The organism is Flavobacterium circumlabens (assembly GCF_004345565.1).
Classification (GTDB): domain Bacteria; phylum Bacteroidota; class Bacteroidia; order Flavobacteriales; family Flavobacteriaceae; genus Flavobacterium; species Flavobacterium circumlabens.
This window is the reverse complement of the sequence record NZ_SLWA01000007.1, coordinates 132,023-157,034: the sequence shown is the minus strand read 5'-3', so window position 1 is coordinate 157,034 and position 25,012 is coordinate 132,023. Positions and strand designations below refer to the sequence as shown.

At 39.3% G+C, this 25,012-nt stretch carries 14 protein-coding genes; 5 read left to right on the top strand and 9 right to left on the bottom strand.

Translation table 11 applies throughout. The features are described from left to right. Positions 1-13 precede the first annotated feature (13 nt). The 8 genes from EV142_RS24265 to EV142_RS17055 all read right to left on the bottom strand — a co-directional run bounded on the left by EV142_RS24265 (position 14) and on the right by EV142_RS17055 (position 18,812). The gene (locus tag EV142_RS24265; RefSeq protein WP_238698751.1) at positions 14-2,881 is read right to left on the bottom strand and encodes an RICIN domain-containing protein; all 2,868 of its coding nucleotides are present in this window, start codon (positions 2,879-2,881) and stop codon (positions 14-16) included. A gap of 373 nt (positions 2,882-3,254) precedes the next feature. Beyond that, a complete protein-coding gene (locus EV142_RS17085; RefSeq protein WP_238698750.1) occupies positions 3,255-5,123 on the bottom strand; it encodes a carbohydrate-binding protein in 1,869 nt (622 codons plus the stop codon). 6 nt (positions 5,124-5,129) lie between these two features. Next, positions 5,130-6,770: a glycosyl hydrolase family 18 protein gene (locus EV142_RS17080; protein ID WP_132037051.1), complete on the bottom strand. Its 1,641-nt coding sequence runs from the start codon at positions 6,768-6,770 to the stop codon at positions 5,130-5,132. Between the two features lie 179 nt (positions 6,771-6,949). Beyond that, positions 6,950-9,613 carry a beta-1,3-glucanase family protein gene (locus EV142_RS17075; RefSeq protein ID WP_132037050.1) on the bottom strand — a complete coding sequence of 888 codons (2,664 nt, stop codon included), beginning with the start codon at positions 9,611-9,613 and terminating at the stop codon, positions 6,950-6,952. A 320-nt stretch (positions 9,614-9,933) separates the two neighbouring features. Next, positions 9,934-13,899 (bottom strand): family 16 glycosylhydrolase, encoded by a 3,966-nt coding sequence (locus tag EV142_RS17070; protein ID WP_132037049.1) that lies wholly within the window; start codon positions 13,897-13,899, stop codon positions 9,934-9,936. A gap of 218 nt (positions 13,900-14,117) precedes the next feature. Then, the gene (locus EV142_RS17065; RefSeq protein ID WP_132037048.1) at positions 14,118-17,027 is read right to left on the bottom strand and encodes a triple tyrosine motif-containing protein; all 2,910 of its coding nucleotides are present in this window, start codon (positions 17,025-17,027) and stop codon (positions 14,118-14,120) included. 581 nt (positions 17,028-17,608) lie between these two features. Further along, complete coding sequence (locus EV142_RS17060) at positions 17,609-18,247, bottom strand: HAD family hydrolase (RefSeq protein WP_132037047.1); 639 nt, start codon at positions 18,245-18,247, stop codon at positions 17,609-17,611. Positions 18,248-18,338: 91 nt separating this feature from the next. Continuing rightward, positions 18,339-18,812 (bottom strand): NUDIX domain-containing protein, encoded by a 474-nt coding sequence (locus tag EV142_RS17055; protein ID WP_132037046.1) that lies wholly within the window; start codon positions 18,810-18,812, stop codon positions 18,339-18,341. Positions 18,813-19,017: 205 nt separating this feature from the next. Between EV142_RS17055 and EV142_RS17050 the strand changes: the two genes are divergently transcribed. Continuing rightward, positions 19,018-20,184, top strand: coding sequence for a DUF4861 family protein (locus EV142_RS17050; RefSeq protein WP_132037045.1), 1,167 nt, complete (start codon positions 19,018-19,020; stop codon positions 20,182-20,184). A 60-nt stretch (positions 20,185-20,244) separates the two neighbouring features. On the opposite strand, the gene EV142_RS17045 is transcribed toward EV142_RS17050, so the two are convergent. Further along, on the bottom strand, positions 20,245-21,336 hold the full coding sequence (locus tag EV142_RS17045; protein WP_238698749.1) for a LacI family DNA-binding transcriptional regulator: 1,092 nt from the start codon (positions 21,334-21,336) through the stop codon (positions 20,245-20,247). A 138-nt stretch (positions 21,337-21,474) separates the two neighbouring features. Between EV142_RS17045 and EV142_RS17040 the strand changes: the two genes are divergently transcribed. The 4 genes from EV142_RS17040 to uxuA are packed head-to-tail and all read left to right on the top strand — an operon-like array spanning position 21,475 to position 24,633. Beyond that, entirely contained in the window at positions 21,475-21,924 is a 450-nt protein-coding gene (locus EV142_RS17040; RefSeq protein WP_132037044.1) for a YhcH/YjgK/YiaL family protein, read from the top strand. Positions 21,925-21,927: 3 nt separating this feature from the next. Then, positions 21,928-22,593, top strand: a complete 666-nt coding sequence (locus EV142_RS17035; protein ID WP_132037043.1) for a bifunctional 4-hydroxy-2-oxoglutarate aldolase/2-dehydro-3-deoxy-phosphogluconate aldolase — start codon at positions 21,928-21,930, stop codon at positions 22,591-22,593. 17 nt (positions 22,594-22,610) lie between these two features. Then, entirely contained in the window at positions 22,611-23,423 is an 813-nt protein-coding gene (locus EV142_RS17030; protein ID WP_132037042.1) for an SDR family oxidoreductase, read from the top strand. A 25-nt stretch (positions 23,424-23,448) separates the two neighbouring features. Further along, complete coding sequence (gene uxuA, locus EV142_RS17025; protein ID WP_132037041.1) at positions 23,449-24,633, top strand: mannonate dehydratase; 1,185 nt, start codon at positions 23,449-23,451, stop codon at positions 24,631-24,633. The last annotated feature ends 379 nt before the right edge of the window (positions 24,634-25,012 follow it).

Below are 25,012 nucleotides of genomic sequence, written 5' to 3'. Positions count from 1 at the left end.
TTATCATGAAAACTTATTTCTTTATAAAACGTTTGACCGTCCTTTTGCCGTCCTGCTCCAGAACAATCAGATAAATTCCGGTTTTCAAACCCGAAACGTTCAGGCTGTTATCAGTAATTTTCTGTGCAGCAACCAGAGTTCCGGTCTGAGAATCAACAACACTAATATTTCCTCCCGTTACAGCAGTTGTAAAAAACAATACATCTGTCGCCGGATTTGGATATACATTCAGGGCAACTGTTTCCGGTGCTTCGGCAACAATTGTCGAGGCCGGAGCTCCCGCACCCACTTTTGTAATTCTGATCCAGTTGATATTCATTCCCGTGTTCTGAATGTAAATACCGAAATTATAAGTTCCTGCATTTACATTTACCGTTTGGGTTACCGTTTGCCAGTTTTGCCAGCCTCCGGTATTTGGTACATCTACATTTCCTAACAAAATTGTTCCGCCATTCAGGTCGGAAGATAATTTCCCTCCTGCTACACCGCTTGCTACTCTGTATTCTATCAGGTAAGAGCCTGTGGTTGGGAAATTGATGTTGTTGTAAGCGATCCAGTCCCCTGTCTCGGTATAACCCACATTGGATCCACCTCCGGCATCTGTGGTAGCTTCCACCTGAATTCCGCTCATAGCCGAATAATCCTCGGCCTGAATCAGAGTTGTAGTTTGTGCCGTTGTTGTTGCAATCAATTTCCATTGTCCGCAAGTCTGGTTGTTATTGTCCCATTGCTGTACGTTGGCGCCGTTGGCTGTACTTGCATTGGTAACCTCAACAATCCTTCCGCTGTGACGGGCAACAATTTTATAAAATCCATCACCTGTAGCCACCAGAATAAACTGTTGGTTTGTCGTTCCGTTGTACGGATATTGCTCTACATTGGCACCATTGGCGGTATTGAAACCATTTACATCTAAAGACTGACCGCTGTGATTGGCGATGATTTTGTACAATCCATCACCTAAGTGCGTAAACGTAAATTTCTGATTGTTTCCGGTATTGGCAGTTCCCTGCGCTACATTGGCTCCATTCGACAAACTGGCACCCCAGACATCCATGTTTAAATTACTGTTTCTGTTTTGCAGAAAGAAGGTTTGGTTTCCTAAACTTGTCGTTCCGTTTGCCAGAATTCGGATAGAAGTCACTTTATCATTCCACGTGGCATTCAGACAGGAATTATCAGAATTGATTACCGTTGAGGCTCCCGTAAAATTATCATCCTGATACAAGATAGCCTGAAATCCCTGCGTAATTCTAAGGGAAGAAATATCGTCATTTAAAACGCCTAAAGAATTCAAACGCGCCATATTGTAATCTCCGATGGTCAGTCCGCCTGAAAATCCGGTATAATTACAATCTTTATAAACCGTGATCACATCTGTTGAAGAAGCTATATTTCCTCCGGGCGGAATGGTACCTGTAATCGAATAACTACCGATAGAACCATAAGCCGAATAGCCGCCATAACCGGCATTTCCGGCTCCGTTACCATCAACACCAATAAAATATTTACCGGCCGGAAGGTTCACATTCATAGACGCATTCAAAGCAAAAGGATCGGAATTCCAATAGGTTCCCATCTCCGCTCCGGCTGCATTGTATAGTCTCATTAAAAGATGTAGATTTCCGTCTCTTCCAACTGTATTGGCATTAATCGAAACATTTCCTCCTCCGGTTGTAAACGTAAAAAAGTCATAATCGGCTTCACTTGAAATTATTCCATTTTTTTGATTAACGGCACCGCTTCCGTTATAATCTAAATTTGCCGCAGAACCCGTAGTATTTCCGTAATCATCGCCGCGGTATCCTACACCAAACTTGGCACTTGCAATAGTGGCTACATCATCCTGAGTATTGTTGGCATAATTGTATTCTCCTTTGCTCCATTGTACCACAGGTCTGTAATAGCCTGCGCCCATAATAGGTGCCCATGAAGTTCCGTCGATTCCAAGAAAATAGCCTTCTGCCGGATTAGTACGTCCGTCATGACCTAAGTCAAAAGTATGGCCAACTTCATGCGCTGAGGCATCTCCACCAGATTTACCCGAAGTAATAAATACCCAACATGGTACATCATTGTCCCAATTAAAGGAGCCAATATAAGCAACGCCTCCCGCCCCCGGGGCCGCAGTATTGGTTGGAGTTACCACCACGCGCATTCTTCTGTTTCTTGGATAGGAATTAAAAACTGCTTCACTTGTTGTTACATTTACGCTGAACGGTATGTAATCTTCTGAAACAACTTCCCAATGTTGCTGCACATCTGCATCGCTCATTCCTGATGGTGCTGCATTGATCGGATTTCCATTATTCCAAAGATTTCCGGCCGGCATGTTATAACCATCAAAATCCAGCATGACACAGCCTGCTGCTCCCGGCAAACTTTGTAAATTCAGTAAAGCCGGTGCAATTGCCGCAGCAGCCGCTTTACTGGTTGTCTTAGCTGTATTCGCAGGAATATTTTTATAGTCGATACAAATCAGCTTATTGATGTCAACTTTTTCAACATACGCATTTCCCTGAGCATCCGAATAGTATTTATAGGCTTCTTTGGACTTCTTGAAAATGATATGCCCTTCCAGCGATTTGTCCATTACCTTCAGGTAAAAAGAGGATTCTGCCACATTTTTAATTTCTCCGATCAAAAACTCGCTGGAAGATTTTGACTCTTTGAAATTAATTTTTCCATTGAAGCTTTTGGAATTGGAAACCTGAAGTAAAACTGTTTTTTCGGTACTTTTTGAGGTAGCGGAATTTACCAGTTCTTTCTTTAAATTGTTTAGAAATGTTTTACTCGAACCTAAAGAAGTCTGTGCAATTGCAAAAGTGCTAAAAGCAAGAAATAAGAGTAAACTTAACTGAAATCTGTACTTGTTTTTCATATAATATTTGAGGTTTGGGGTTACTATTAATATGTTGCGCGTTTTTTAAAAACCTAGAAACATAGGATTTTGAAAAAATGTGTTAAATGTTTTTCTCACGCGGATTTGGCAGATTGAGCAGATTTTTCATTCTTATTTTTGTCATCCTGATGGAGGAAGGATCGCACTTGAAACTCCTCAAAGAAATAGGCAAACTTTGTCGAAATGACAAATTAAATTCAATCACAACAATGAAAAATCTGCTCAATCTGCAAAATCTGCGAGAAATAAAAAATCTTTTACATCCTTTATCCCGATAGCTATCGGGAGTGGCTAATAAAAAGTACTATTCCTTCTTTCTATTAAAAGGAAGAAATAGCACTTTTATAAAAACTTATTTTTTAATAAAACGTCTTACCGTTTTGACTCCGTCTTTTTCTACTAAAATCAGATAGATTCCGCTTTTTAAACGTGCCACATCAATGCTGTTTCCATTGGCTTTTTGTGATACTACCGTAGCACCATCCTGAGAATTGATAATACTCACGTTTGCTTCGGAAACATCAGTAGTAAAGAAAAGTTCGTTGTCTGTCGGACTTGGATAAACGGTCAGACTTTCAATCTTATCTGCAGAAGCTGACTTTGCTGCTAAAGTTGCGCCTGATTTTGTAATTCGGATCCAATTCAGATTCACACCTGAACTTTGAATGTATATTCCGAAATTATAGGTTCCGGCATTGACATTTACGGTCTGACTTACCGTTTGCCAGTTTTGCCAGCCCCCGGTATTCGGAATAGTAACAGCGCCTAACTGAATTGTTCCTGCACTTAAATCAGAAGAAATGACTGCTCCATTGACACCACTGGCAACTCTGTACTCAATCAGATAAGAACCGGATGTTGGAAAATTAATCGCACTATACGACATCCAATCACCCGTATCTGCATAACCCACATTTAATCCGCCACCGGTATCTGTAGTTGCTTCGGTTTGAATTCCGCTCATGCTGGCATAACTCTCCGCTTCAATCAATACTGAAGAAGAATTTGTGATTGCTCTAACTCTTACAGAAGTAGTGACATCATTGAAACTATTGTCTACCAAACAAGTATCATCTGCAGCAATAATTGCAGCAGAACCAGAAAAGTTATCATTTGCATAAAGCAGAACTTCATAACCATTTTGTACTTTAAGTGAAGAAATATCATTATCTAAAATTCCTTTGGCCTGCAAATCACCTAAAGTATAATTACCGGTTGGTAAACTAACAGCAGATCCACCATAATTACAATCCTTATAAACAATGGCAACACCAGTTTGAGGTGTATCATAAAATGTTTGTCCTGCCAGATTTCTTCTTTTTAATCCTTGTGCTTTATAATTGGCAACCAAAGTATTAATCTGGGTCAGATCTAATGCTGTATTCTTATAATATAAAACCCAATCTGTCATGAAAGTATTCTCTCTGTTACCAGTGCCTGTACCTAATACATTATTCCAAATCCAATTGGCGAATGCCACCTGCATCGTACTTCTGGGATAAACCGGGAGACCTGCCTGCGTTTCATTATCCGTAACAGAATGAGTTGCAATAAGTGTGTTATCCATATAATATCTGATATTCACACCATCTGTGCAGGTAGCAATAAAAGTATGCCACCCGGCTAATGATTTTTGCTGGGTGGAATAGGTTTTCCAGGGCTTCCACGGATTTGCAATATATTTGTGATAGGAAGTTGTATATCCCACTCTGTTGTCCGGAGAAACTCCCCATTTATCAGCAGCCATATACTCTATGATATCCATTTCACTATATTTTGCACCATCCTGCGCAAGACTCGAACTTACAATGGTAAAAAAGGTCTGTATGTTGGCATCTTTAGTTGTAAATGATTCATCTGATAAATAGACTCTTGATGCATAAGTTCCTTCAAAATATTCGTAAGAACTTTCTATTCTCGAATGTGTTACAGCTTTTGACTGACCATTAACCGTTGTTTTCAATGTCATCAATTTATTCGTTGCATCATTCGGGTCTGTAATAAAAGCTACATTATTTCTGTTGTAGGTGGCTCCTTCCGGTGGTCCGCTTACTCCATTAACAATTTGCCATTTATTAAATGATGCCAATTGTGGATCATTATTGCCTGAATAATTAAAATCATCAAACATGATCACCTGAGCATGACCGCTTAAGCCAAAGAAAATAAATGCCAATAAAAGTAGTTTTGAATGAATTAAAACTATTATATATTTTTTCATGACAGTTTATTTCTTAATGAAACGCCTTACTGTTTTGATTCCGTCTTTTTCTACTAAAATCAAATAGATTCCGCTTTTTAAACCGGCAACATCAACACTGTTGTTCGTGGCTTTTTGCTGTGAAATCGTAGCGCCTCCCTGAGAATTGATAATACTCACATTGGCTCCGGAAACTTCCGTACTAAAGAAAAGCGTTTCTTCTGTCGGATTCGGATAAATGGTCAGACCGGCAATATCGGTTGATTTTGCCATTTCTGTCGAAGCTGTTTTTGCTGCTAAAGCTGCGCCAGATTTTGTGATTCGGAACCAATTCAGATTCACACCTGAACTTTGAATGTATATTCCGAAATTATAGGTTCCGGCATTTACATTTACGGTTTGGGTTACCGTTTGCCAGTTTTGCCATCCTCCGGTATTCGGTACATTTACGGCACCAAGCTGAATAGTTCCTGCACTTAAATCAGAAGAAATTCTGGCTCCCGAAACGGCACTAGCCACTCGGTACTCAATTACATAACTACCCGAAGTTGGAAAATTAACATTGTAATACGCCATCCAGTCGCCTGTATCTGCGTAACCTACATTTAAACCTCCTCCTGTATCGGTAGTAGCTTCCGTCTGAACACCACTCATAGAAGAGTAACTTTCGGCCTGAATTAAAGTACCGCCTCCTACTGGTGGCTGACCTCCTGTAATTACCTGATTGACGGCTGTTAATAATGATTTTGAGCCCACAGCATCCTGTGACAATTCCCAAATCATAACGCCACCGGCATTCTGAATCGCAAATGTTGTTTTTGCTTTGATGGTTGGAATTCCGTTGTAATAAATCGTATTCCCTACCTGATCCTGATTTTCTGAACCCGGATATTGGGCTATGATATTAGCATAAGAAATTCCCTGATTGGCTGAAGCTCCAAAACCATATCCGTAAAACGGAAGACCTATTATGGCTTTGCTTGCCGGTAAACCTCTGCCTGTCCAGTAATTAAACTGGTTCACGGCCATACTGTATGGCGAATGCTGTCCCGGACTGTTTGGTGCCCATGGGCCTGTTGCATCATATGCCATGATATTGATCCAGTCGTAAGCGGCAAAAGTAGATGCAGGTACATTGGCACCACCATATCCTTCTGAAAGCGCGGCTGAGATCAGTTTACCATTAGCGTGTAATTTGGCAGCCAAAGCAATTACGAAACCTCCGTAATCCCCATTGATAGCCGGACCTTCCAAATCGACGTCTACACCGTCAAAATTGTGGGCTATCACATAATCATAGATTTTCTGGATGAAAGCCGTTCTGTTTCCGGGTGTGATCAGATTGAAATAATTGTCCCGAATGGCACCGCCTTCAGAAACAGAACCTCCGCCCAGGGAAACAAAAACTTTTACGTTTTGCGCATGTGCCGCATTGATAATGGTGTTACTTCCGGAATTGAAAGTCAGATAACCGTTGGCATCTGGATTTTCGAACGCAATATTGATGTGCGTTAATTTACTGTACTGGACACTACTCGAAAAGGAATTTAGGTCAATCCAGTTTGGGATGTAAGCGATTACTTTTTTTTGGGCCATTGCTAAATTAAAAACACCCAGAACGAAAATCAGGATCCATTTCAGCTGGATCGCTTTGTAATTGTTTTTCATAATAATTTTTTAATAGATTAATATTTATAAATTTTGGGGGAGAATTTAAAAAACCTCAAAGGATCGATTTTAAATTTTAAATTTCAGATTGATTACTGTTAATCACGCTTGAAGTCACAGATTGGAATTTGAAATTTTTAAATTTGAAATTTATCCTTTGGGGCTTTAATCATTTAAAACTATTTTTTAATAAAACGTTTCACCGTTTTCTGGCCGTCTTTTTCTAATACAATCAGATAAACTCCAGCTCTTAAATGTGAAACATCTACACTGTTATTCGTTACTTTTTGTCCGGAAACTACTGCTCCGGTCTGAGAATCTACGATGCTTACATTTCCTGAAACTTCTGTAGTAAAGAAAAGTGTCGTATCTGCCGGACTCGGATAAACGTTTAAGGCCACAGGAGCTGCTTTTTCTTCTACTGTTTTTACCTCAGCTATTTTTGCTGCGGCACCTGTTTTTGTGATTTTAATCCAGTTGATGTTCATTCCTGTATTTTGGATGTAGATACCAAAATTATACGTTCCCGCATTTACGTTTACTGTTTGTGAAACGGTCTGCCAGTTTTGCCATCCTCCGGTATTTGGAATATCAACTGTACCAAGTACAATAGTTCCTCCGTTTAAATCAGAAGACAATTTACCTCCTGTTACTCCACTGGCTACTCTGTATTCGATTAAGTAAGAACCTGTAGTTGGGAAATTAATGCTGTTGTATGCCAACCAGTCACCTGTTTCAGTGTAGCCAACATTCGAACCTCCTCCGGTATCTGTTGTAGCTTCCACCTGAATTCCGTTCATAGCCGAATAATCTTCTGCCTGAATTAAAACGGAAGTCTGAGAAGTGGTAGCCGGAATCAGTTTCCATTGTCCGCAAGTCTGGTTGTTATTGTCCCATTGCTGTACGTTGGCACCATTGGCTGTACTCGCTCCTGCAACCTCAACAATTCTTCCGCTGTGACGGGCTACAATTTTGTAAAATCCGTCTCCGGTAGCAACCAATATAAATTGTTGGTTTGTCGTAGCATTGTATGGATATTGCTCTACATTGGCACCGTTCGCTTTATTGAAATTATTCACGTCTAATGACTGTCCACTATGATTGGCAATAATTTTATACAAACCATCTCCTAAATGCGTAAACGTAAATTTCTGATTGTTTCCTGAGTTTACAGTTCCCTGCGCTACATTGGCACCGTTTGCTGTACTCGCATTCCAGACATCCATATTTAGTCCGCTGTTTCTGTTTTGCAGGAAGAAAGTCTGATTTCCTAATGTTGTCGTTCCGTTTGCCAGAATTCTGATTGAAGTTACTTTATCATTCCAGGTTGTATTTAGACAGGAATTATCAGAATTAATTACGGTTGAAGTACCTGTAAAATTATCGTCCTGATACAAAATCGCCTGAAAACCGGGAGTGATTTTAAGTGAAGAAACATCATCGTTTAAAATCCCTAACGTATTCAAACGTGCCAGGTTATAATCTCCAATGGTCAGTCCGCCTGAAAATCCGGTGTAGTTACAATCTTTATAAACCGTAATCACATCTGTAGTAGCGGGTACTGAAGGAACTGTTCCGGCATACGCTCCAAAAGTGGCAATTACTTTGGTAGGTTGTGGCGAATGAAGCGATGGCGACTGATCGGCCACGTCATCATAAGCAAAACCGTACGCCAGATTGTCTACGCTAATGCCCGGCAAATGCCAGAATTTAGAATAATGATTCGTTGGATTCACCTGATAAAATTTTGAAGCATCGTACCAGTTTTGCTGTCCCGGATTTGGAGTTGTAGTATTCACAACATGTCTGTTAATGGCAGCTGTTAATTGCGCCTGAATCACAAGATCCAGATCGCCGTCAACTAATCTTCTGTCCAGCACACCTTTTCCTTCCAGGGCTTCCTGAGTCGAAGGCCTGTTTTGTACACGACCTGTGCGGCCTGTAAAACCTCCCGATTGCCCGACCATTTCCAGTTGTTCACCAATCACTCTTCCTTTAAAAACTCCGGCATCTCCGGCATAAAATATTAAATCTTCATTTTTATATTTATTCCAGATGGCATCAATATAAGATTTCAGATAATTGGCCTGAGGCCCAACTGAAGTTCCTCCCGTTCCGTCTGCAAAAGCAGGTGTTTTGGAGGGTGCTGTAATTTCTCCTGTTGTATTATTCACACAACCCTGAAATTCTGAAGGTACATTGGCTTTGAAAGCCGCAATGATATCAGCATGTTTCTTTAATTCGCCTACACGTTTTTGGTATCCGTTTGCACCGAATAATTCCAATCCCATTGGGTATTTATACGAATCTACTCTCGAAGGATTTCCAAAGAAACCGTATTGGTTATTGGTCAGTTCGATGATTTCGTACAGAATTCCCTGATTCGGGTCTGTTGCATTTAAAGGGTTTGGCGAAGTATATCCTGACGGAGCACCACTGGCACCAAAGAAGTAAAAATACAATTGCTGTCCTTTCGATATAAAAACCCTGCATCCTGCAATCTGTGGTAAAGTAAAAGTCTTGTTTGGAATTTCACTCAGTTTTGTAAAACAGTTGGCATATTTTGAGTTTTGTCCCGGTCCGGTGTTTCCGCCAATTGTTGGTCCGGTAACGGTATTGTAAGAAGCACTCATGGGTAAAACCTGACTTGTTTTGGCGTTTACCCAAACGTGATTTCCGGTGTTATAATCAATACCAACAATGGCTATATATAACTCGTTGTCATTGTAAGTTGAAGTATTACTGATGGTAAAAGGGATCGGACCCTGACCATGCATCCAATTTGAAAACACCAGAAACAGTGTTATCAGAAAAGAAATTCTTTTAAGTTTAATTATTCTCATATGTAAAATTTTATGGGGTTACTAAATAAAATTTGAAACACTGCAATCAGTTTGTTTGAAAATGATTGTATTAACCCGTCAGGTGCAATTATGAGGTGCTATCCTTAAATTTAAACTCCGGTATATGGAAACCGTTACTTTATATATTTAATCAAATCACACCCAACGGATTTTTATTATTTTTTTTAGACTGCCTTTGACTATAGCAAAGCGAAATCAGCCACTCCCGATAGCTATCGGCATAAAAGATTCGCACAGATTTTTAAATCTGTGAAATCAGTGGCAAAAAAATGCATGCTGCCTTTTGCGGACTGTCCTGCTTATTTTTTAATCAGCTTCTTCGTCCAGCTCTTTTCATCCGAACTAAAATTCAGGATATAGATTCCTTTTGGAAGTCGGCTAATATCAATAATGCTTTGATCTGCGGTAGTATTAATTTTGCTTTTCACTACCAGATTACCGGCCAAATCATGAATCGTAACTTCCTTATTCTTCAGATTACCGGACACCGAAAGCTCAATATAATCACTTGCCGGATTTGGATAAATAGTTAAATCTGCTGCTGTTTCGGGAGCTGCTTCTTTCGAAGCTAATGCTTGTTTGGCTGCCGATGCAGTTCCGTACGCTTCGATTTCAAACAGGGAATATCCGTAAGGAGCCAACGCTTTTGCCGTACATAAAATTCGGATGTATCTTCCGGTTCCGCTTACCACCAGGTCATCTGTTCCTCCATCGCTGGCGGTTTGTGTGTTTACCGTTTCGTTTTCGGTGAAAACATTATCAGTTGAAATCTGCACTTTGTATTGTGTTGCAAAAGCAGCTTCCCATTTCAAAACCACCCGATTAATATTATAAGTACTTTGTAAATCGACATAAATCCATTCGCTGGCATTGGCAAAACTACTTGCCCATCTTGAAGCTGCGGCATCTCCATCAGTGGCTTTAGAAGCCGAAAGGGTTGCATTTTCTTCTGTAGAGGCTGTGGCGGTTTTCGCTAAAGCTAAATTTACATTGTTGGTTGGAGGCGTAATATTTCTAACCGTCACATCGCTAAAAACTCCTGTAGCTAATGTTCCGTTTGCATGAGAAGTAACGGCCAATCCGGCGTAAATTGTATTTGCCATGGCTATAGTTCTTGGCGTATCGATTTGTGTCCATGTCGTTCCGTTATCCGAAGAATAAGACGTAAATACATTTCCGGATCTTACGATTCGAAGCCATTTTGGAGTAGTTCCGGCGGCTCCCTGACCAATCGTTGGTACGGAAACGGCATCTCTGGATAAAAATTCTACTCCTGCCGCGGCAGTAATATTGGTCATCGCATGTTTAGAAGTTGGCGTAAGCGTTTCACGGAACATCACTCCCGCTTTTGCGTACGTATTGGTATTCGTTAGTGAATTTACTTTCGCAATAATTTCAGCATCACCCGTGATAGACTGATTGACATATTGAAACTGATCGCTTGATTCCCAAATATCAGTTCCCGATCCTTTTACGGTAAACGTTCCGCCGGAATAAGCGGCCACTCCAGCCGGAGTTACAGCACCTAAATCGGTACTTACCCACGGAGAAGGCAAAGTGTTGGTTGGATTTTCTGTAGTAACCAGATTTATACTTCTGATATTGTCAAAATAGTACGTATTTCCGGAGCTTGTTCCCGGTTCAAACAAGAAAACAAAACGATTTACTTCGCTGTCTAATGTTGAGGCATCCGGTGAACTGGCGTACGTAAAAGTTACCGTATGCCATGTATTGGTTTGTTTTACAACGCCCTGATATACGCTGTGTCTTCCCACGGGAAAATTAGACGGAATTGAAGCGCTGCTTTCTGCCTGCCAGGAGATTACAGATCCAACCGGAGCTGAAGTGTAAACATCCATAGCGAATTTTTTGGTTCCGCTTTTGAAATCCCCCACATTTGTGATCGTCGTATTGAAGGAGAAGTTATCGTATAATTCGGTTGCTTTTCTAACGTATCTGCCCACGTTTGCAGAAGTATTGATTCCGCTAGCACTCGGGTTTGCAGCATTGGCTGTATAGGTTCCGATCGCATCCCTGAAAGTGATATTACGAATGGTCTGATAGTCTTCATAAACAACTCCCGGTGTAAAAGTATCCGGTAATTTAGTTGCACCAATTCTGATATTGTCAAAATAATACGTGTCGCTGGTATAAGAACCGGAATTAAATAACAATACCATCTGGTTAACAGCCAAATTCGAAGTTCCGGCGTCAGGGCTTGAATTGTAATAGAACGTCAGCGTTTCCCATTGATTTTGTTTGGTGGTTATCGCGACATAATTACTGTTTCTTCCTGTTGGAAAATTCGCCGGAAGAGAAGTGGCACTATTTTCTAAATTCAGACTCACCACAGTTCCAATCGGAGCCGAAGTATACACATCGATCATGATTTTATTGGTCTGGTTTTTTAATAAACCGGCATCTTCAATCGAACTTTGCGTATTGAAAAACAAGACGTCATATTGTTCGGTTACATTTCTAACATACCTCGCTACATTCGCGGAAGCATTCACTGAGTTTGTACCGGGATTCGCTACCACTGAATAAGTTCCTGTAGTGGTGCCTTTTATAATTTTGTTGATTCCATCATAATTCTGCAGCACATCTGTAGCAATAACGGGTTTTTCGGGAGCTGCTTTGGTCAGTAAATTATCAAAATAATACGTAGCACCGGAATTGGAGTTAGACTCAAAAAGGAACACTACATTATTGATTGACAAAGCGCTTGTATTGGGATCGATTACTTTTTCGAATTCAAATTCTATGGTTTCCCATTTGTTTTGTACGGTTGTAGTCGCTTTGTAACCGCTATGTCTTCCCGAAGGATAATTGATCGCTGTTGTTACCAGGCTATTTTCTAATTGCATGGATATTTTAGTTCCCACCGGAGCCGAAGTATAAATATCGAAAGAGAGTTTCTTTCTTCCGTATACATAATCATTAGCGTTTGAAATGGTTACGTTTTTAATGTTTAAAACATCATACAATTCAGAAGCGTTACGAACATATTTCCCTACCAAAGCAGATGTATTCACACCTGTAGCCGAAGGATTCGCGACAGCTTCTGTCAAAACACCCGTTTTTAGCGGATACAGCACATTCCTGTTGCTTTGAAAATCTTCATGGACTTTCTCCACCGATAATGGAACTTCTGTTGTTACAGCCAGTTTATAAGTCGTGGCCGTACAGCCGGAAACAGTGGCCACAGCCGAAACATCGCCCCCTGTAGTTCCCCAGTTAACGGTAATGGTATTGGTTCCCTGTCCTGAAGTAATGGTTGCTCCTGATGGAACTGTCCAATTGTAACTTGCGCCTGCAATTGCTTTCAGCGTATAGGTTTTACCGGTTTCGTTGTGATACACTTTTGCATCCCCGATTACGCCATTTGCAAAACTCCCGTCGTATACACGTACATAATCCACTTGCAATTTCGCCGGAAAATCACCCGGAATGGGTTCCACTCCTGCTCCGTTTACACTGGTGTACGGCGTTCCCAAACTACCCACTGCCAGATTCAGAATGATGTAAAACTGCTGATCGTTAAAAGGCCATCCGCCATTTACTGTAGTACTCGGTGTAGCTGTATGAAATAAGTTTCCATCAATAAACCATTTGATGCTGTTGGGTCCCCATTCTACAGCATATACGTGAAATTCTGTAGATAAATCGGTTGGAGAAGTATAACTTCTTCCTGTATAATGGTAACCGCCTCCGTCGTAGTGAATGGTTCCATCTACCGATTTTGGATTTCTGTGTTTGGCTTCCATGATATCAATTTCGCCTGTAAACGGCCAATTGGATACGCCTGCCGGCAACATCCAGAAGGCCGGCCACGCGCCCATTCCCGAAGATAACTTCATACGGGCTTCTACCCTTCCGTATTTCAGGGCGTATTTCCCTTCCGTAGTCAGTTTTGCTGAGGAATACGGCTGTTGCGGGAAGGCTGCATTAGGCTCGTACTTTGCCTGAATGTTCAGGTAACTGTTTGTTCCTTCTTTGACAATAGTAGCCTGATTCGGATCGTAACGCTGCGCTTCTGCATTTCCGAAGCCGCAAAGCGAAGGACAGCCGTTTCCGGAAATACTCTGCCATTTGGTTGCATCAACTATAGTACCGTTGAACTCGTCTGCCCAAACAAGTGTATTACATTGTGCCTGTAGTTTTAGAAAAGGAGACAATACAATCATTGTCATAATAAAAAACCTTTTCAGATCATTGTAATTGCTTTTCGGTGGTCGGCCGAAAAAAGAGTCTTTTTGATTCATTTTTTTTGTTTTTTGTTAGTAAAGCTTATTACGAAATCGAAAAGTCAATTTGTAAAGAATGGACTGTTATTTTCCGTAATAAGGAACAATATTAACAAATAAACCACGTAGAAAGTCAATTTAGGGATACGGTTTGACTACGGTACAGGTAAAAAAAATGTAGTAAATAGGCGTCAAACCGCGTAAATACCCCTAGGATTATACTGAATAATAAAAATTTAAAAATTAAGAATAAACTCTGTAATATTCGCTTCCGAGGAAAGTTGTAATTTTTTACGAATGCGATATCGGGTATCTTCAACACCCCTTACCGAAATTCCTAAAAGTGGTGCAATTTCTTTTGTATTGAAATTCATTCGCAGGTACGCACACAATCGCATGTCGCGTGGCGTTAATTCCGGAAAACTTGTTTTTAGGCGTTGCATGAAATTATCATGAAGCTGATTGAAGATTTCTTCAAACTCATTCCAATGCTGATCACCTTGCAGTTCGTGATCGATAATCCGGTTTATTTTGGTCAGTATATTTAAATTCGCTGCTGAATCCTTCTCTTTTTTGATCTCCGTAATAAGCTCTTTTATAGACAGTAAAATTTCATTTAAATGAATAAGATTCACTGTATTCGAAGCTACTTTGGCATTTTTAAGATTAATGGTCGCTTCCAGATTCTCCTTTTCCAGCAGCAATTTCTGTTCATTAAACTCCGCACGGGTAAACAGCAGTTCTTTTTCCTGATTGATAATCAGCTGGGAACGTTTGCGCTCTGCCTGATTTTTTTGATATTTAATAATGGTGTAAATCAAAATGCCGAAAAGTGACAGATACAAAATATAAGCCCAGCTCGTTCGGTACCAGGGTGGTGAAACTTCAAATCTGAAAACAGCTTCCTCACTCACCACATCGTAAATATTTTTGGCCCTTACGTGAAAAACATATTCGTTTTCAGGAAGGTTCGTATATTCTTTTTCGGTCTGCAGGCTCCAATCGGACCATTTTGGTTCAAAACCTTCCAGCCAGTATTCGTATTTGGTAGCATCTGCCTCATCATAACACAATGCCGCAAAAGAAAAATGCAGCGAGTTATTGGAATATGATAAAACCGGAGAGAGTCTTTCATGCGGAGAATCCATATTGGTGGGAAGCACATCATAGCGGCTGGAAAACAAGAGACTATCTTTGGGAAAAATACATTTTACTTCGGAAATAATCGATTTGTATCTGGTTTGGTAGGTCTTTCTTTTGGTGCTGTTGTAATGAATTAAACCGTCCTGCGTTCCAAAAAACACATCACCGCTTGCCGTGGTCTGAATGTTTTCGAAACCCGGAATGTATAAGTATCTTAATTTTCTAAAAGGTAATTCTTCTAAATGAAGATTTCCCTGCTTCTTCTGATTTATTTTTCCGGTATTTTCGCCCGAAACATACCAGATGTTATTTTGATGGTCTGCTTTAAGCAAACGAATATGGCTTTCCATTCCCAGATATTTCCTAAAAACAGGATCGGGAACCATTTTCTTTGAAGTTGCCTCTTGTTTATAAACGCCTTTTGTTGTTCCGAAAAGAATCTGATTATTGATTTTGAACGTATTTAAAAACAAACTCGACGGAAAACCATCTGCCTGATTATAAAATACAATGTTTGAAACTGCCTCAAAGGTTTTATTAAACTTTAGTTTGTATATTCCTTTATAACCGTGGGCAATCCAGATATTTCCGGCTGCATCCGTTACAATAATCCTGCTGCTTTCCTCAAATCCTTTTATTTTATGCTGATATACCCAGGCATTATTTATTTTCTTCATCAGATACAATCCGGTATAACCGCCCACGAGCAATAAATCCGGATGATTCGGAATAAGCACACCTTGCCAGGCGCCATCTACTTTCGCCAGTAATTTTGCTGAAGCGCCATTGATTTCGAAGATTCCGTTTTTCTCAAAAGCCAGAAGCGAATTCCCGAAGACGCCAATATTCCATACATTTTCAGACATTCCGGAAATATGCTGAAAATGTGCATTTTCTCTTTTGCCGTTTTTATACGCTTGCCAGTCGAGCCAGAATAAACCATTATCGGTTGCGATATACAATTTGTCCTGATAAATCTGACTGCAGTATATTTTGGTTTCAGCATTGGAGGTGTCCAATATTCTCGACAATGGCGAAGAAATCTGGATCAGGGAAATCCCTTCTTTGAGTGTGACCCACAAATTGCCTTCTTTATCGGTTTTGAGATTCGTTACATATTCATTTTGCAATCCCATTTGCTTGTTAATATGCTGAATCAATTGTCCTTCACTATCCAGGACTACCAACCCTGTCTGACGCGTCCCGATACCGAAATACCCATCAGAAAGCAAGACTCCGGTGGTGATTTGATTTTGCTTTAATAAATAATCTGCTTCCGTTACAAAAGCTTTTAACTGACTGTTTTTATACGTAAAAAGTCCGTTTTTCTGTGTGAGCAGCAGCAAGCCATTTTTGGTTTCAAAGATTTTTCGAATCTTCATTCCCATTAATTGTTCACTATCCGGAATGGGTACCAAGACATCGTTTTCCAGTTTCAATAAACCTTTTGTATTATCAGAAACATAAATTTCGGGACCGACTTCAAAAAACTCATCAAAATTAACTGCTGATTTTAGTACTTTGATTTTGTTATGCTTATAAATGAATATTCTTTCAACAGAGAAAAAAACCACTTCATCTTTGCGAATAACGGTATGCAGTACATCTCCGAAATTCCGGTCCGAAGCCGGAAGTAAATTCACCAGAGAAGTATATTTATATTGTCCGTTGCACAACTGGACCACGTAGCCAAAATCGCCTTGCGCCCCAACATACATTTTGTCTTTTTTATCGATGGCAAGGGAACGAACCATACTTTTGTTGTCCGGCTGGGTTACAATATTCCATCGTACGCCATCAAACTGCATGATTCCAAAATGATTGGCAAAAAACATCATTCCCCTGGAATCCTGCAAAACATCCCAATTCTCGGAAGCAGCTTTATAACTTTTCGGATTGTAATTGGTGATGAAAGGAACCCCTGTTTTTTTAATCTGGGCAATACTGATATAGGGCAAAAAGAATATCGATACCACTAAAAGTCTACGTATATATTTCGTCATTTTATTTTGGTCTGTAGGTTATTTGATGGTTATGACAACCACAATCGCAAAACAATCCTTTGGGCGAAGTCGTTTTTACGTAAAATAAATCGTTTATTTATTAACACTAATATTGACAATATAGTATTTTAAGTCGTAAAAAAAACGAATATCTAAATTCAAATATATAAAAATTTATTTTATTGTAACAAATTACATTCATATATCAATTGGGTAATGAGAGAATTAGAAAATGTGATGATGAGATAATTTTTGGAATGTGTGGGTGTAAAATGTGGGATGTGATATTTAAGGTTTGAAATGGACTAGCTGACCTAAACTTTCCAAAGCCAAATTATTTTAAAGAAATCACAATGTTTTATGGTCAATTGTGTCATTTCGACCGAAGGGAGAAATCACAGTCATAATTCGACAAAGATTTTTGACTGTTGGTACGGAGCTTCTAGTGTGATTTCTCCCTTCGGTCGAAATGACAAAGCTACCGCACAAACTGAAAACTGAGACTGAGACTGAGACTGAGACTGTAAACCTGAAACTTGAAACTTGAAACTTGAAAACCTGAAAACCTGAAAACCTGAAACCTAAACTCCAATCAGAGTCCCTAACTCCTCATAACTACTAAAAAGTATCGCACCTTCCTTTTGTAAATCTTCATCGTTATAGCCATTCGCAAAACCGTAGACCTTAAAACCTCCTTTATTTCCTGCCGCTACTCCTGCTTTGCTGTCTTCGACTACAATACAATCTTCTACTTCAAAACCCATTTCTTTTGCGGCGTGCAGAAATATTCCCGGATCAGGTTTCCAGCTGTTAATCTCGTAAGAACTGAATATTTTATTTTCGAATTTATCCAATAATCCTGCAACTTCAAGGTTCAGTCTGATTTTATCTACCGGACCGCTGGACGCCACACAATATGGGATTTTCAAGCTATTCAGAAACGAAAGTACGCCTTCCATAGGTTTTACCTGTGTTCTGAAGGCTTCAAAGCTTCTTTGACGGTATTCATTTTCAAAATTTTCAGGTAGTTTTTTTGCAATGGCACTTTCTATATGTAAAAAACATTCTTTTAAATTCCGTCCGTTAAAATCACGATACGCATCTTCTAATTTCATTTCAAAACCATGTTCAGCTGCCATTTCAAGTAAAATTCCATTACCTATTTTTTCAGTATCTACCAGAACGCCGTCACAGTCGAAAATTATACATTTAACTTCCATATTTTTTATTTACCTTTTTAATTAATCTGCTCCCTTTCATCAGAAAACAAGAATGTAATTTACAAAAAATATTCTCTATGGCGGGTAAATATTAGAGTGAAGAAGAAATTTTTGAAACTATCTGTATTATAAAATCAGCCTGTGCGGGGTTTACTTTCTGTAATGCTTCGTCGGTTTGAAACCATTCCGCTTTATCAATTTCCGGAAAGTTATTTATAGTTCCGGATTTGGGAGGCCATTCCATTTCGAATTCATTGCTTTTTACCAAAGTGACATCAATGTCAAATTCTAAAGCCCATGCAAAAACCATTTTACCTGATTTGAGTTTTACCGATTCCAGAACAATAAAATCGTCTGATTCACCTTCCAGTTCAAAACCGGTTTCTTCCTTAAATTCACGCTTGGCAGCAAGCAAGGGATCTTCATCGGCTGAAAATTCACCTTTCGGAATTGACCAGCTTTCTAAATCCTTATTCTTCCAAAATGGACCTCCCGGATGAACCAATAAAAAATAAATGGTTTTATCTATGAATTTGTAGAGTAATATGCCGGCGCTTTGTTTCATGGAGATTATTGTTCAATTTTCACTTACATAAAGATAAATACTTTATCTTTCATAAATTACAATTACAAACTTTTTAATCTTAATACTTTCATTTCGGGTTTTCTGTACATTTTTACCCCAATTTTGTATTTCTTTCTACTAATTGATTTGTAAATTTATAATTCATAAAACAATTGCCTTTTAAATAAATTAAAACAATACTATTTTGAAAAAACACCTTTTATTCACCGCGATTCTGGCAAGTAGTTTTGTCCTTCATTCTCAAAATAAAATTATTACGGTTACCAATTCCCTCCCTGTAGATCGTGAATTTGAAACTGTCGAATTAACCAAAAAATCACTTGGACTCCCTTCTTCTGCTAAACTTGAAAATTATGCGGTGAAAGAAAAAAAGTCCGGTTTATCTCTGGAAAGTCAATCTGTCGATAATGACGGAGACGGAATCGCTGATGTTTTCTTGTTTCAGCCCAAAATAGATGCTTCTTCTGAAAAAGAGTATGAAATTGTGCCATCGGATGCTGCGGACTCCAAAAACATTAATTGCTATTCGAGATTTGTTCCGGAACGCACCGACGATTATGCCTGGGAAAACAACAAAGTGGCTTTCAGGACTTACGGTCCCGTGGCGCAAAAAATGGTGGAAGACAAAATTCCGGGTGGAACACTTACCAGTGGAATTGATGCCTGGCTAAAAAGAGTCGACTATCCGATTATCAATAAATGGTACGAAAAAGCAACTTTAGGAACCGGAACCTACCACAAAGATACTGGTGAAGGTTTAGATAACTTTCATGTGGGAGACAGCCGCGGAATTGGAGGAATTGCTGTAAATGCAAAAGGAAAATATTATTTCTCTAAAAATTTCATCAGCTGGAAAACCATTACAACAGGCCCGATAAGAACCAGTTTTATATTGACTTATGCCAAGTGGGATGCAAATGGGCATAAAATAACTGAATCTAAATTAATCAGCCTGGATTACGGAAGTTATCTTTCCCGTTTTGAAATTTCTATTAAGGGTACCAAAAACATCGCTGCCGGAATAACACTTCACGATAAAAAAGGCACGATTGGAACGAATATAGAAGAAGGCTGGCTGAGCCATTGGGAACCTATCGACGACTCTGAAATCGGAACTGGTCTTGTGGCTCCACAAGGTACTCTGACTGCTTTCGACAATCATCTTACGGAGGAAACAGATTTGAGTAATCTGTATGGAAATTTAAACGTAAAAAAACATAAAGTAGTTTACTACGCGGGTTTTGGATGGAAAAAAGGAAGCCCTTTCAAGACGAAACAAGATTGGGAAACGTACTTAAGTTCGTTTGCTAAAAAAATAAATAATCCGTTGGTTTTTAAAGTGAAGGAATAATTTAAACCCGACAGGTTTTAAAAAACCTGTCGGGTTTAATTAAATTAAGATAAAACCGTGCTAAACTGTTTTCTTCGCAGGAAAATAATTCTCTTTTAAAATGATTTCCAGCGGAATATAATGGGTGCTTTCTACTGTTTCCTGCAAGACCCTTTTTCTGTACAAATGATTGATTCCCATATACCCCTGTTCTTCAGGTCTTTGATTGATTAAAAAATCAATTATTCCTTTATTTAAATATTCGATATTTTCTTTGAGTAAATCGTAACCAATAATACGAATACCCTTTATATTGTTTTTTTCTAAAAACCGGGCTACAATATAAGCTCTTGAGTTAGGTACAAAAACACTGTTAACACCCGAAAATAGCTCCATATTCAATTGATCAATTCCGGAATCTTTAATCGTCACTTCTGAGAACTTAAAATTATTCAGTTCCCCGTGATCCTTAAAAAAAGAATAAAATCCGTCGATACGCTGCAGATAAACCGAAGTGCTTTCAATTTCCCGGGTAATTTTAAAAATCAGCACCTGTCTTTCGTTTTTCACCGCAAAGCTAATCAGTCTTCCGGCCAGATAACCACTCTGAAAAGCGTCCTGCCCAACATAAGCATGCTGCTGATTACTGTCAATATTAGAATCTATCATGACCACCGGAATATTCTTTTTTTCAAATTCCTTTAAAAAACGAATAGATTCTTCGTAAAATATAGGCGCAAACAATAATCCGTCGCATTCAAAATTTAATAGCTTTTGGACAGATTCCTTAAAAGAAGCGATGTCAAAATCGTAGAAAAAATAATCCAGTACAACGCCGAATTTCCGAAATTCAATTGCCGCTTTTTCGATTCCGACAATCTGGCTTTTCCAATATTCGAGATTTTCGTACTTGGGTAAAAAGACGGCAAAATGAAATTTTTTATTCAATGCCAGATTACTCGCCAGGATATTGCGTTTGTAGCCGTATTTTTCAATGATCGCATTTACTTTATCGACATTGTCCTGCGTCACCTGCCCCCGATTATGAATAATCCTGTCAACCGTTCCCGGAGAAACATTGGCCAATTCTGCTATTTTTTTAATCGTTATGATATTCTTTGTATTTAAGTTAAAAAAGTTTGGTAAGCGTGTAAATTTAATTTTTTTTATCAAAGATAAGTGGTTTGAGTTTAGTTTTTACATACATTTGTAAAAAACCGTGTGCGTACACGAGAAAAACACAAAACCCCGGCTTTAAAACAGAAAATCCGTTTTAATCACTACATAAACAACAAACTATAAACAAACAAAATGATAATAGATTCCCTACATAACGCCAAAAAATATTACAGCCTGCATCCGAATTTTAAAAAAGCTTTTGATTACGCAGAACAAAACGATCTCTCTAAATTGGAAGAAGGCGCTTTTCAAATTACGGAAGGCCTGAAAATAATTGTAATTGCAGGCGAAGGAACCCCCAGAGAAGAAAGTATAAAAGGTTTTGAATGCCACGATCAAAATATCGACATTCAGATTTCTGTAAAAGGACCTGAAACTTTTGCCTGGAAACCGAGAGAAAAATGTACCAGTCCAAACGGAGATTACAGTGACGAAAAGGACGTTCGTTTTTTTCATGATGCACCCGATATGTTTTTCCAATTGCAGGAAAAACAGTTTACCATCCTGTTTCCGGAAGATGTACACGCCGCCATGATTGGCGAAGGATTATTAAAAAAAGTTGTTTTTAAAGTAAAAATATAAGCTATGAATACTATTCAAAATACCATAGATGTTATTGTGCGGCAAGGAATTCTCCCTTTGTATTTCAATACCGATGAAAATAAAAGTATCGAAGTACTGCGTGTACTTTACAAATCCGGAATCAAGGCTGTCGAATACACCAACAGGGGCCCGGAAGCAGCGTCCAATTTCCGGAAAATGGTCGAAATCCGAAATGCCGAAATGCCGGGAATGCTTTTAGGAATCGGTACGATAAAAAATATCGAACAGGCAGAAGAATTTCATACGATCGGAGCAGATTTTTTTATAAGTCCCGGATTTGTTGCTGAAGTATCCGATTTCCTAAGAAGCAAAGAAGTTCTGTACGCACCGGGCTGTATGACGCCAACTGAAATTATAACGGCAGAAAATGCCGGAATTAAATTCATTAAACTTTTCCCCGGAAACATCTTAGGCCCGGATTTCCTGAGTGGTATAAAGGATATTTTTCCAAACCTTATTTTTATGCCTACCGGCGGTGTAGAAACCACGCTGCAAAGTATTCAAAGCTGGTTTACAGCAGGAGTTTCGGCAGTTGGAATGGGAAGCAAACTAATCAGTAAAAAAGTAATGGAACACGAAGCTTACGATACCATCGAAAAGGAAACTTTAAGGGTGTTGTCTTTGATTGAAACCATCAGAAAAAAATAAAACAACAGTTACTCAATATGGATTCAATATTTAACCTTAAAGGGAAAATTGCACTTATTACAGGCGGTGCCGGCGTACTCGGAAGCAATATGGCAAACGTACTGGCCAAACAAGGCGTTATTACAGGAATCGTATCCCAGTCCATTGAAAAAGCCAACATTACCGTTGCTGCAATTGAAAAAAATGGTGGAAAAGCATTTGCGATCCAGGCCAATGTATTAGACAAAGAAGACTTAGAAAAAGCAAAAGATTTAATAGTAGAAAAATACGGTCGTCTGGACATTCTGATTAATGCTGCCGGCGGAAATATGCCCGGTGCAACGATCAGTCCGGATCAGGCCATTTATGATTTAAAAACCGAAGATCTGCAAAAGGTGGTTGATTTGAACATCATTGGAACGATGCTTCCGTCGCAGGTATTCTCTGCACTTTTCGCAAAACAGAAAGAAGGAATTATTATCAATATTTCATCAGCGTCGGCACAAAGGCCTTTGACGCGGGTGGTGGGTTACTCCGCTTCAAAAGCAGCAATCGACAATTTCACGCAGTGGATGTCGGTGGAACTGGCTTCCAAATATGGCGAAGGAATTAGGGTCAATGCGATTTCACCCGGCTTTTTTATCGGAGAACAAAATCGTGCCTTATTACTGACCCCCGAGGGAAAACTGACTCCTAGAGGTGAAAAAATCATCGAACATACTCCAATGGGACGATTTGGAACCCCTCAGGATATAGACGGGGCGTTGCTGTTTTTATGCAGTGACATGTCAAAATTTGTAACAGGAACCATACTGAAAGTCGATGGAGGATTTGCCGCTACAAGTATTTAAAATAACTACCAAATAATAAAATGGAATGGAACAAACGTTAAGATGGTTCGGACCAAACGATCCGGTTTCCCTACAGGATATTTTACAAACCGGAGCAACCGGAATTGTAACAGCACTACATCATATTCCGAATGGGGAAGTATGGCAAATAGAGGAAATAATAAAACGTAAAGTCGAAATTGAACATAAAAACGGAGATCCCAAAGAAGGCCCTTCAGGTTTAGTTTGGTCTGTTGTGGAAAGTATTCCGGTGCATGAAGACATTAAAAAACAAACCGGAAAATACCTGCAGTACATTGAAAATTATAAAGAAAGCATCCGAAATCTCGCCTTGTGCGGCATAAAATGCATCTGTTATAATTTTATGCCCGTTTTAGACTGGTCCAGAACCGATTTGTCTTATGAAATGCCGGACGGATCAAAAGCGCTGCGTTTTGATAGTAATGCCTTTGCTGCCTTTGAATTGTTTATTTTGAAAAGACCGGGAGCCTCAGCAATATATTCACAGGCACAGATTGAAAAAGCAACCAAATACTTCGAAGCAATGAGTGATGCTGATAAGATAAAATTACAGCAGAACATTCTGGCCGGGCTTCCGGGGGCAGAAGAAGCATATTCAGTGGAAGATTTTCTGGTAACGCTAAGTGGATATAATCATATTGACAGACAAAAACTAAAGGATAATCTTTTCTTCTTTTTAAGAGAAATTATTCCCATTGCAGAAAAAGCAGGCGTTCTTATGGCTATTCATCCGGACGATCCGCCCTACCCGATTTTAGGATTACCGAGAGTTGTGAGTACCGAAGAGGATCTGATAGAACTTATGGCAGCAATAGATTCGAAATCAAACGGATTTACAATGTGTACCGGTTCTTATGGTGTAAGAGCTGATAACGATTTGCCAGGAATAGTAAGACGTCATGGTGACAAAATGAATTTTATTCACTTAAGAAGTACCGAAAGAGACGAAGAAGGCAGTTTCTACGAAGCCAATCACCTGGAAGGGAATGTCGATATGTACGAAGTGGTCAAAGCCATTCTGGAAGTTGAAAAAAGAAACGGCAGTAATTTACCGATGCGCCCGGATCACGGCCATCAGATGCTGGACGATTTACATAAAAAAACGAATCCCGGATATTCGGGAATTGGGCGTTTAAGAGGACTTGCCGAATTGAGAGGTCTTGAAATGGGGATTAAAAGAAGTATTTAATTTTTTTTTAGCCACAGATTGCACAGAATAAAAGGATTTTTTATGGATGAAATTTTCTCCCGAAGCCTCTGGAGCAAAGTTCATCGATATTCTTGTCATTCTGACAACGAAGGATCAAACTCGAAACGCTACAAAGATTGGCAACTTTATGTGTAAATTTTCTAGTGTGATTTCTCCTTAAGTCGAAATGACAAAATGCTTGGCCTTTATGAATATATTGCCAAAGATTTCACAGATTAAATAGATTTTTTTTAGCGGAAACACCTTTGTTAAAGGTTTAACCAAACTGACATAAACAACATAAAAAACTTTGCTCCCGAAGCTTCGGGATTGCGCCTTTGCGTGAAACATAACCACAGAATACCAGCTTTTACTAACT

Coding starts and splice junctions, on each gene's coding strand:
- EV142_RS24265 (WP_238698751.1), bottom strand. CDS start 2,881: ATGAAAAACAAGTACAGATTTCAGTTAAGTTTACTCTTATTTCTTGCT.
- EV142_RS17085 (WP_238698750.1), bottom strand. CDS start 5,123: ATGAAAAAATATATAATAGTTTTAATTCATTCAAAACTACTTTTATTG.
- EV142_RS17080 (WP_132037051.1), bottom strand. CDS start 6,770: ATGAAAAACAATTACAAAGCGATCCAGCTGAAATGGATCCTGATTTTC.
- EV142_RS17075 (WP_132037050.1), bottom strand. CDS start 9,613: ATGAGAATAATTAAACTTAAAAGAATTTCTTTTCTGATAACACTGTTT.
- EV142_RS17070 (WP_132037049.1), bottom strand. CDS start 13,899: ATGAATCAAAAAGACTCTTTTTTCGGCCGACCACCGAAAAGCAATTAC.
- EV142_RS17065 (WP_132037048.1), bottom strand. CDS start 17,027: ATGACGAAATATATACGTAGACTTTTAGTGGTATCGATATTCTTTTTG.
- EV142_RS17060 (WP_132037047.1), bottom strand. CDS start 18,247: ATGGAAGTTAAATGTATAATTTTCGACTGTGACGGCGTTCTGGTAGAT.
- EV142_RS17055 (WP_132037046.1), bottom strand. CDS start 18,812: ATGAAACAAAGCGCCGGCATATTACTCTACAAATTCATAGATAAAACC.
- EV142_RS17040 (WP_132037044.1), top strand. CDS start 21,475: ATGATAATAGATTCCCTACATAACGCCAAAAAATATTACAGCCTGCAT.
- EV142_RS17035 (WP_132037043.1), top strand. CDS start 21,928: ATGAATACTATTCAAAATACCATAGATGTTATTGTGCGGCAAGGAATT.
- EV142_RS17030 (WP_132037042.1), top strand. CDS start 22,611: ATGGATTCAATATTTAACCTTAAAGGGAAAATTGCACTTATTACAGGC.
- uxuA (WP_132037041.1), top strand. CDS start 23,449: ATGGAACAAACGTTAAGATGGTTCGGACCAAACGATCCGGTTTCCCTA.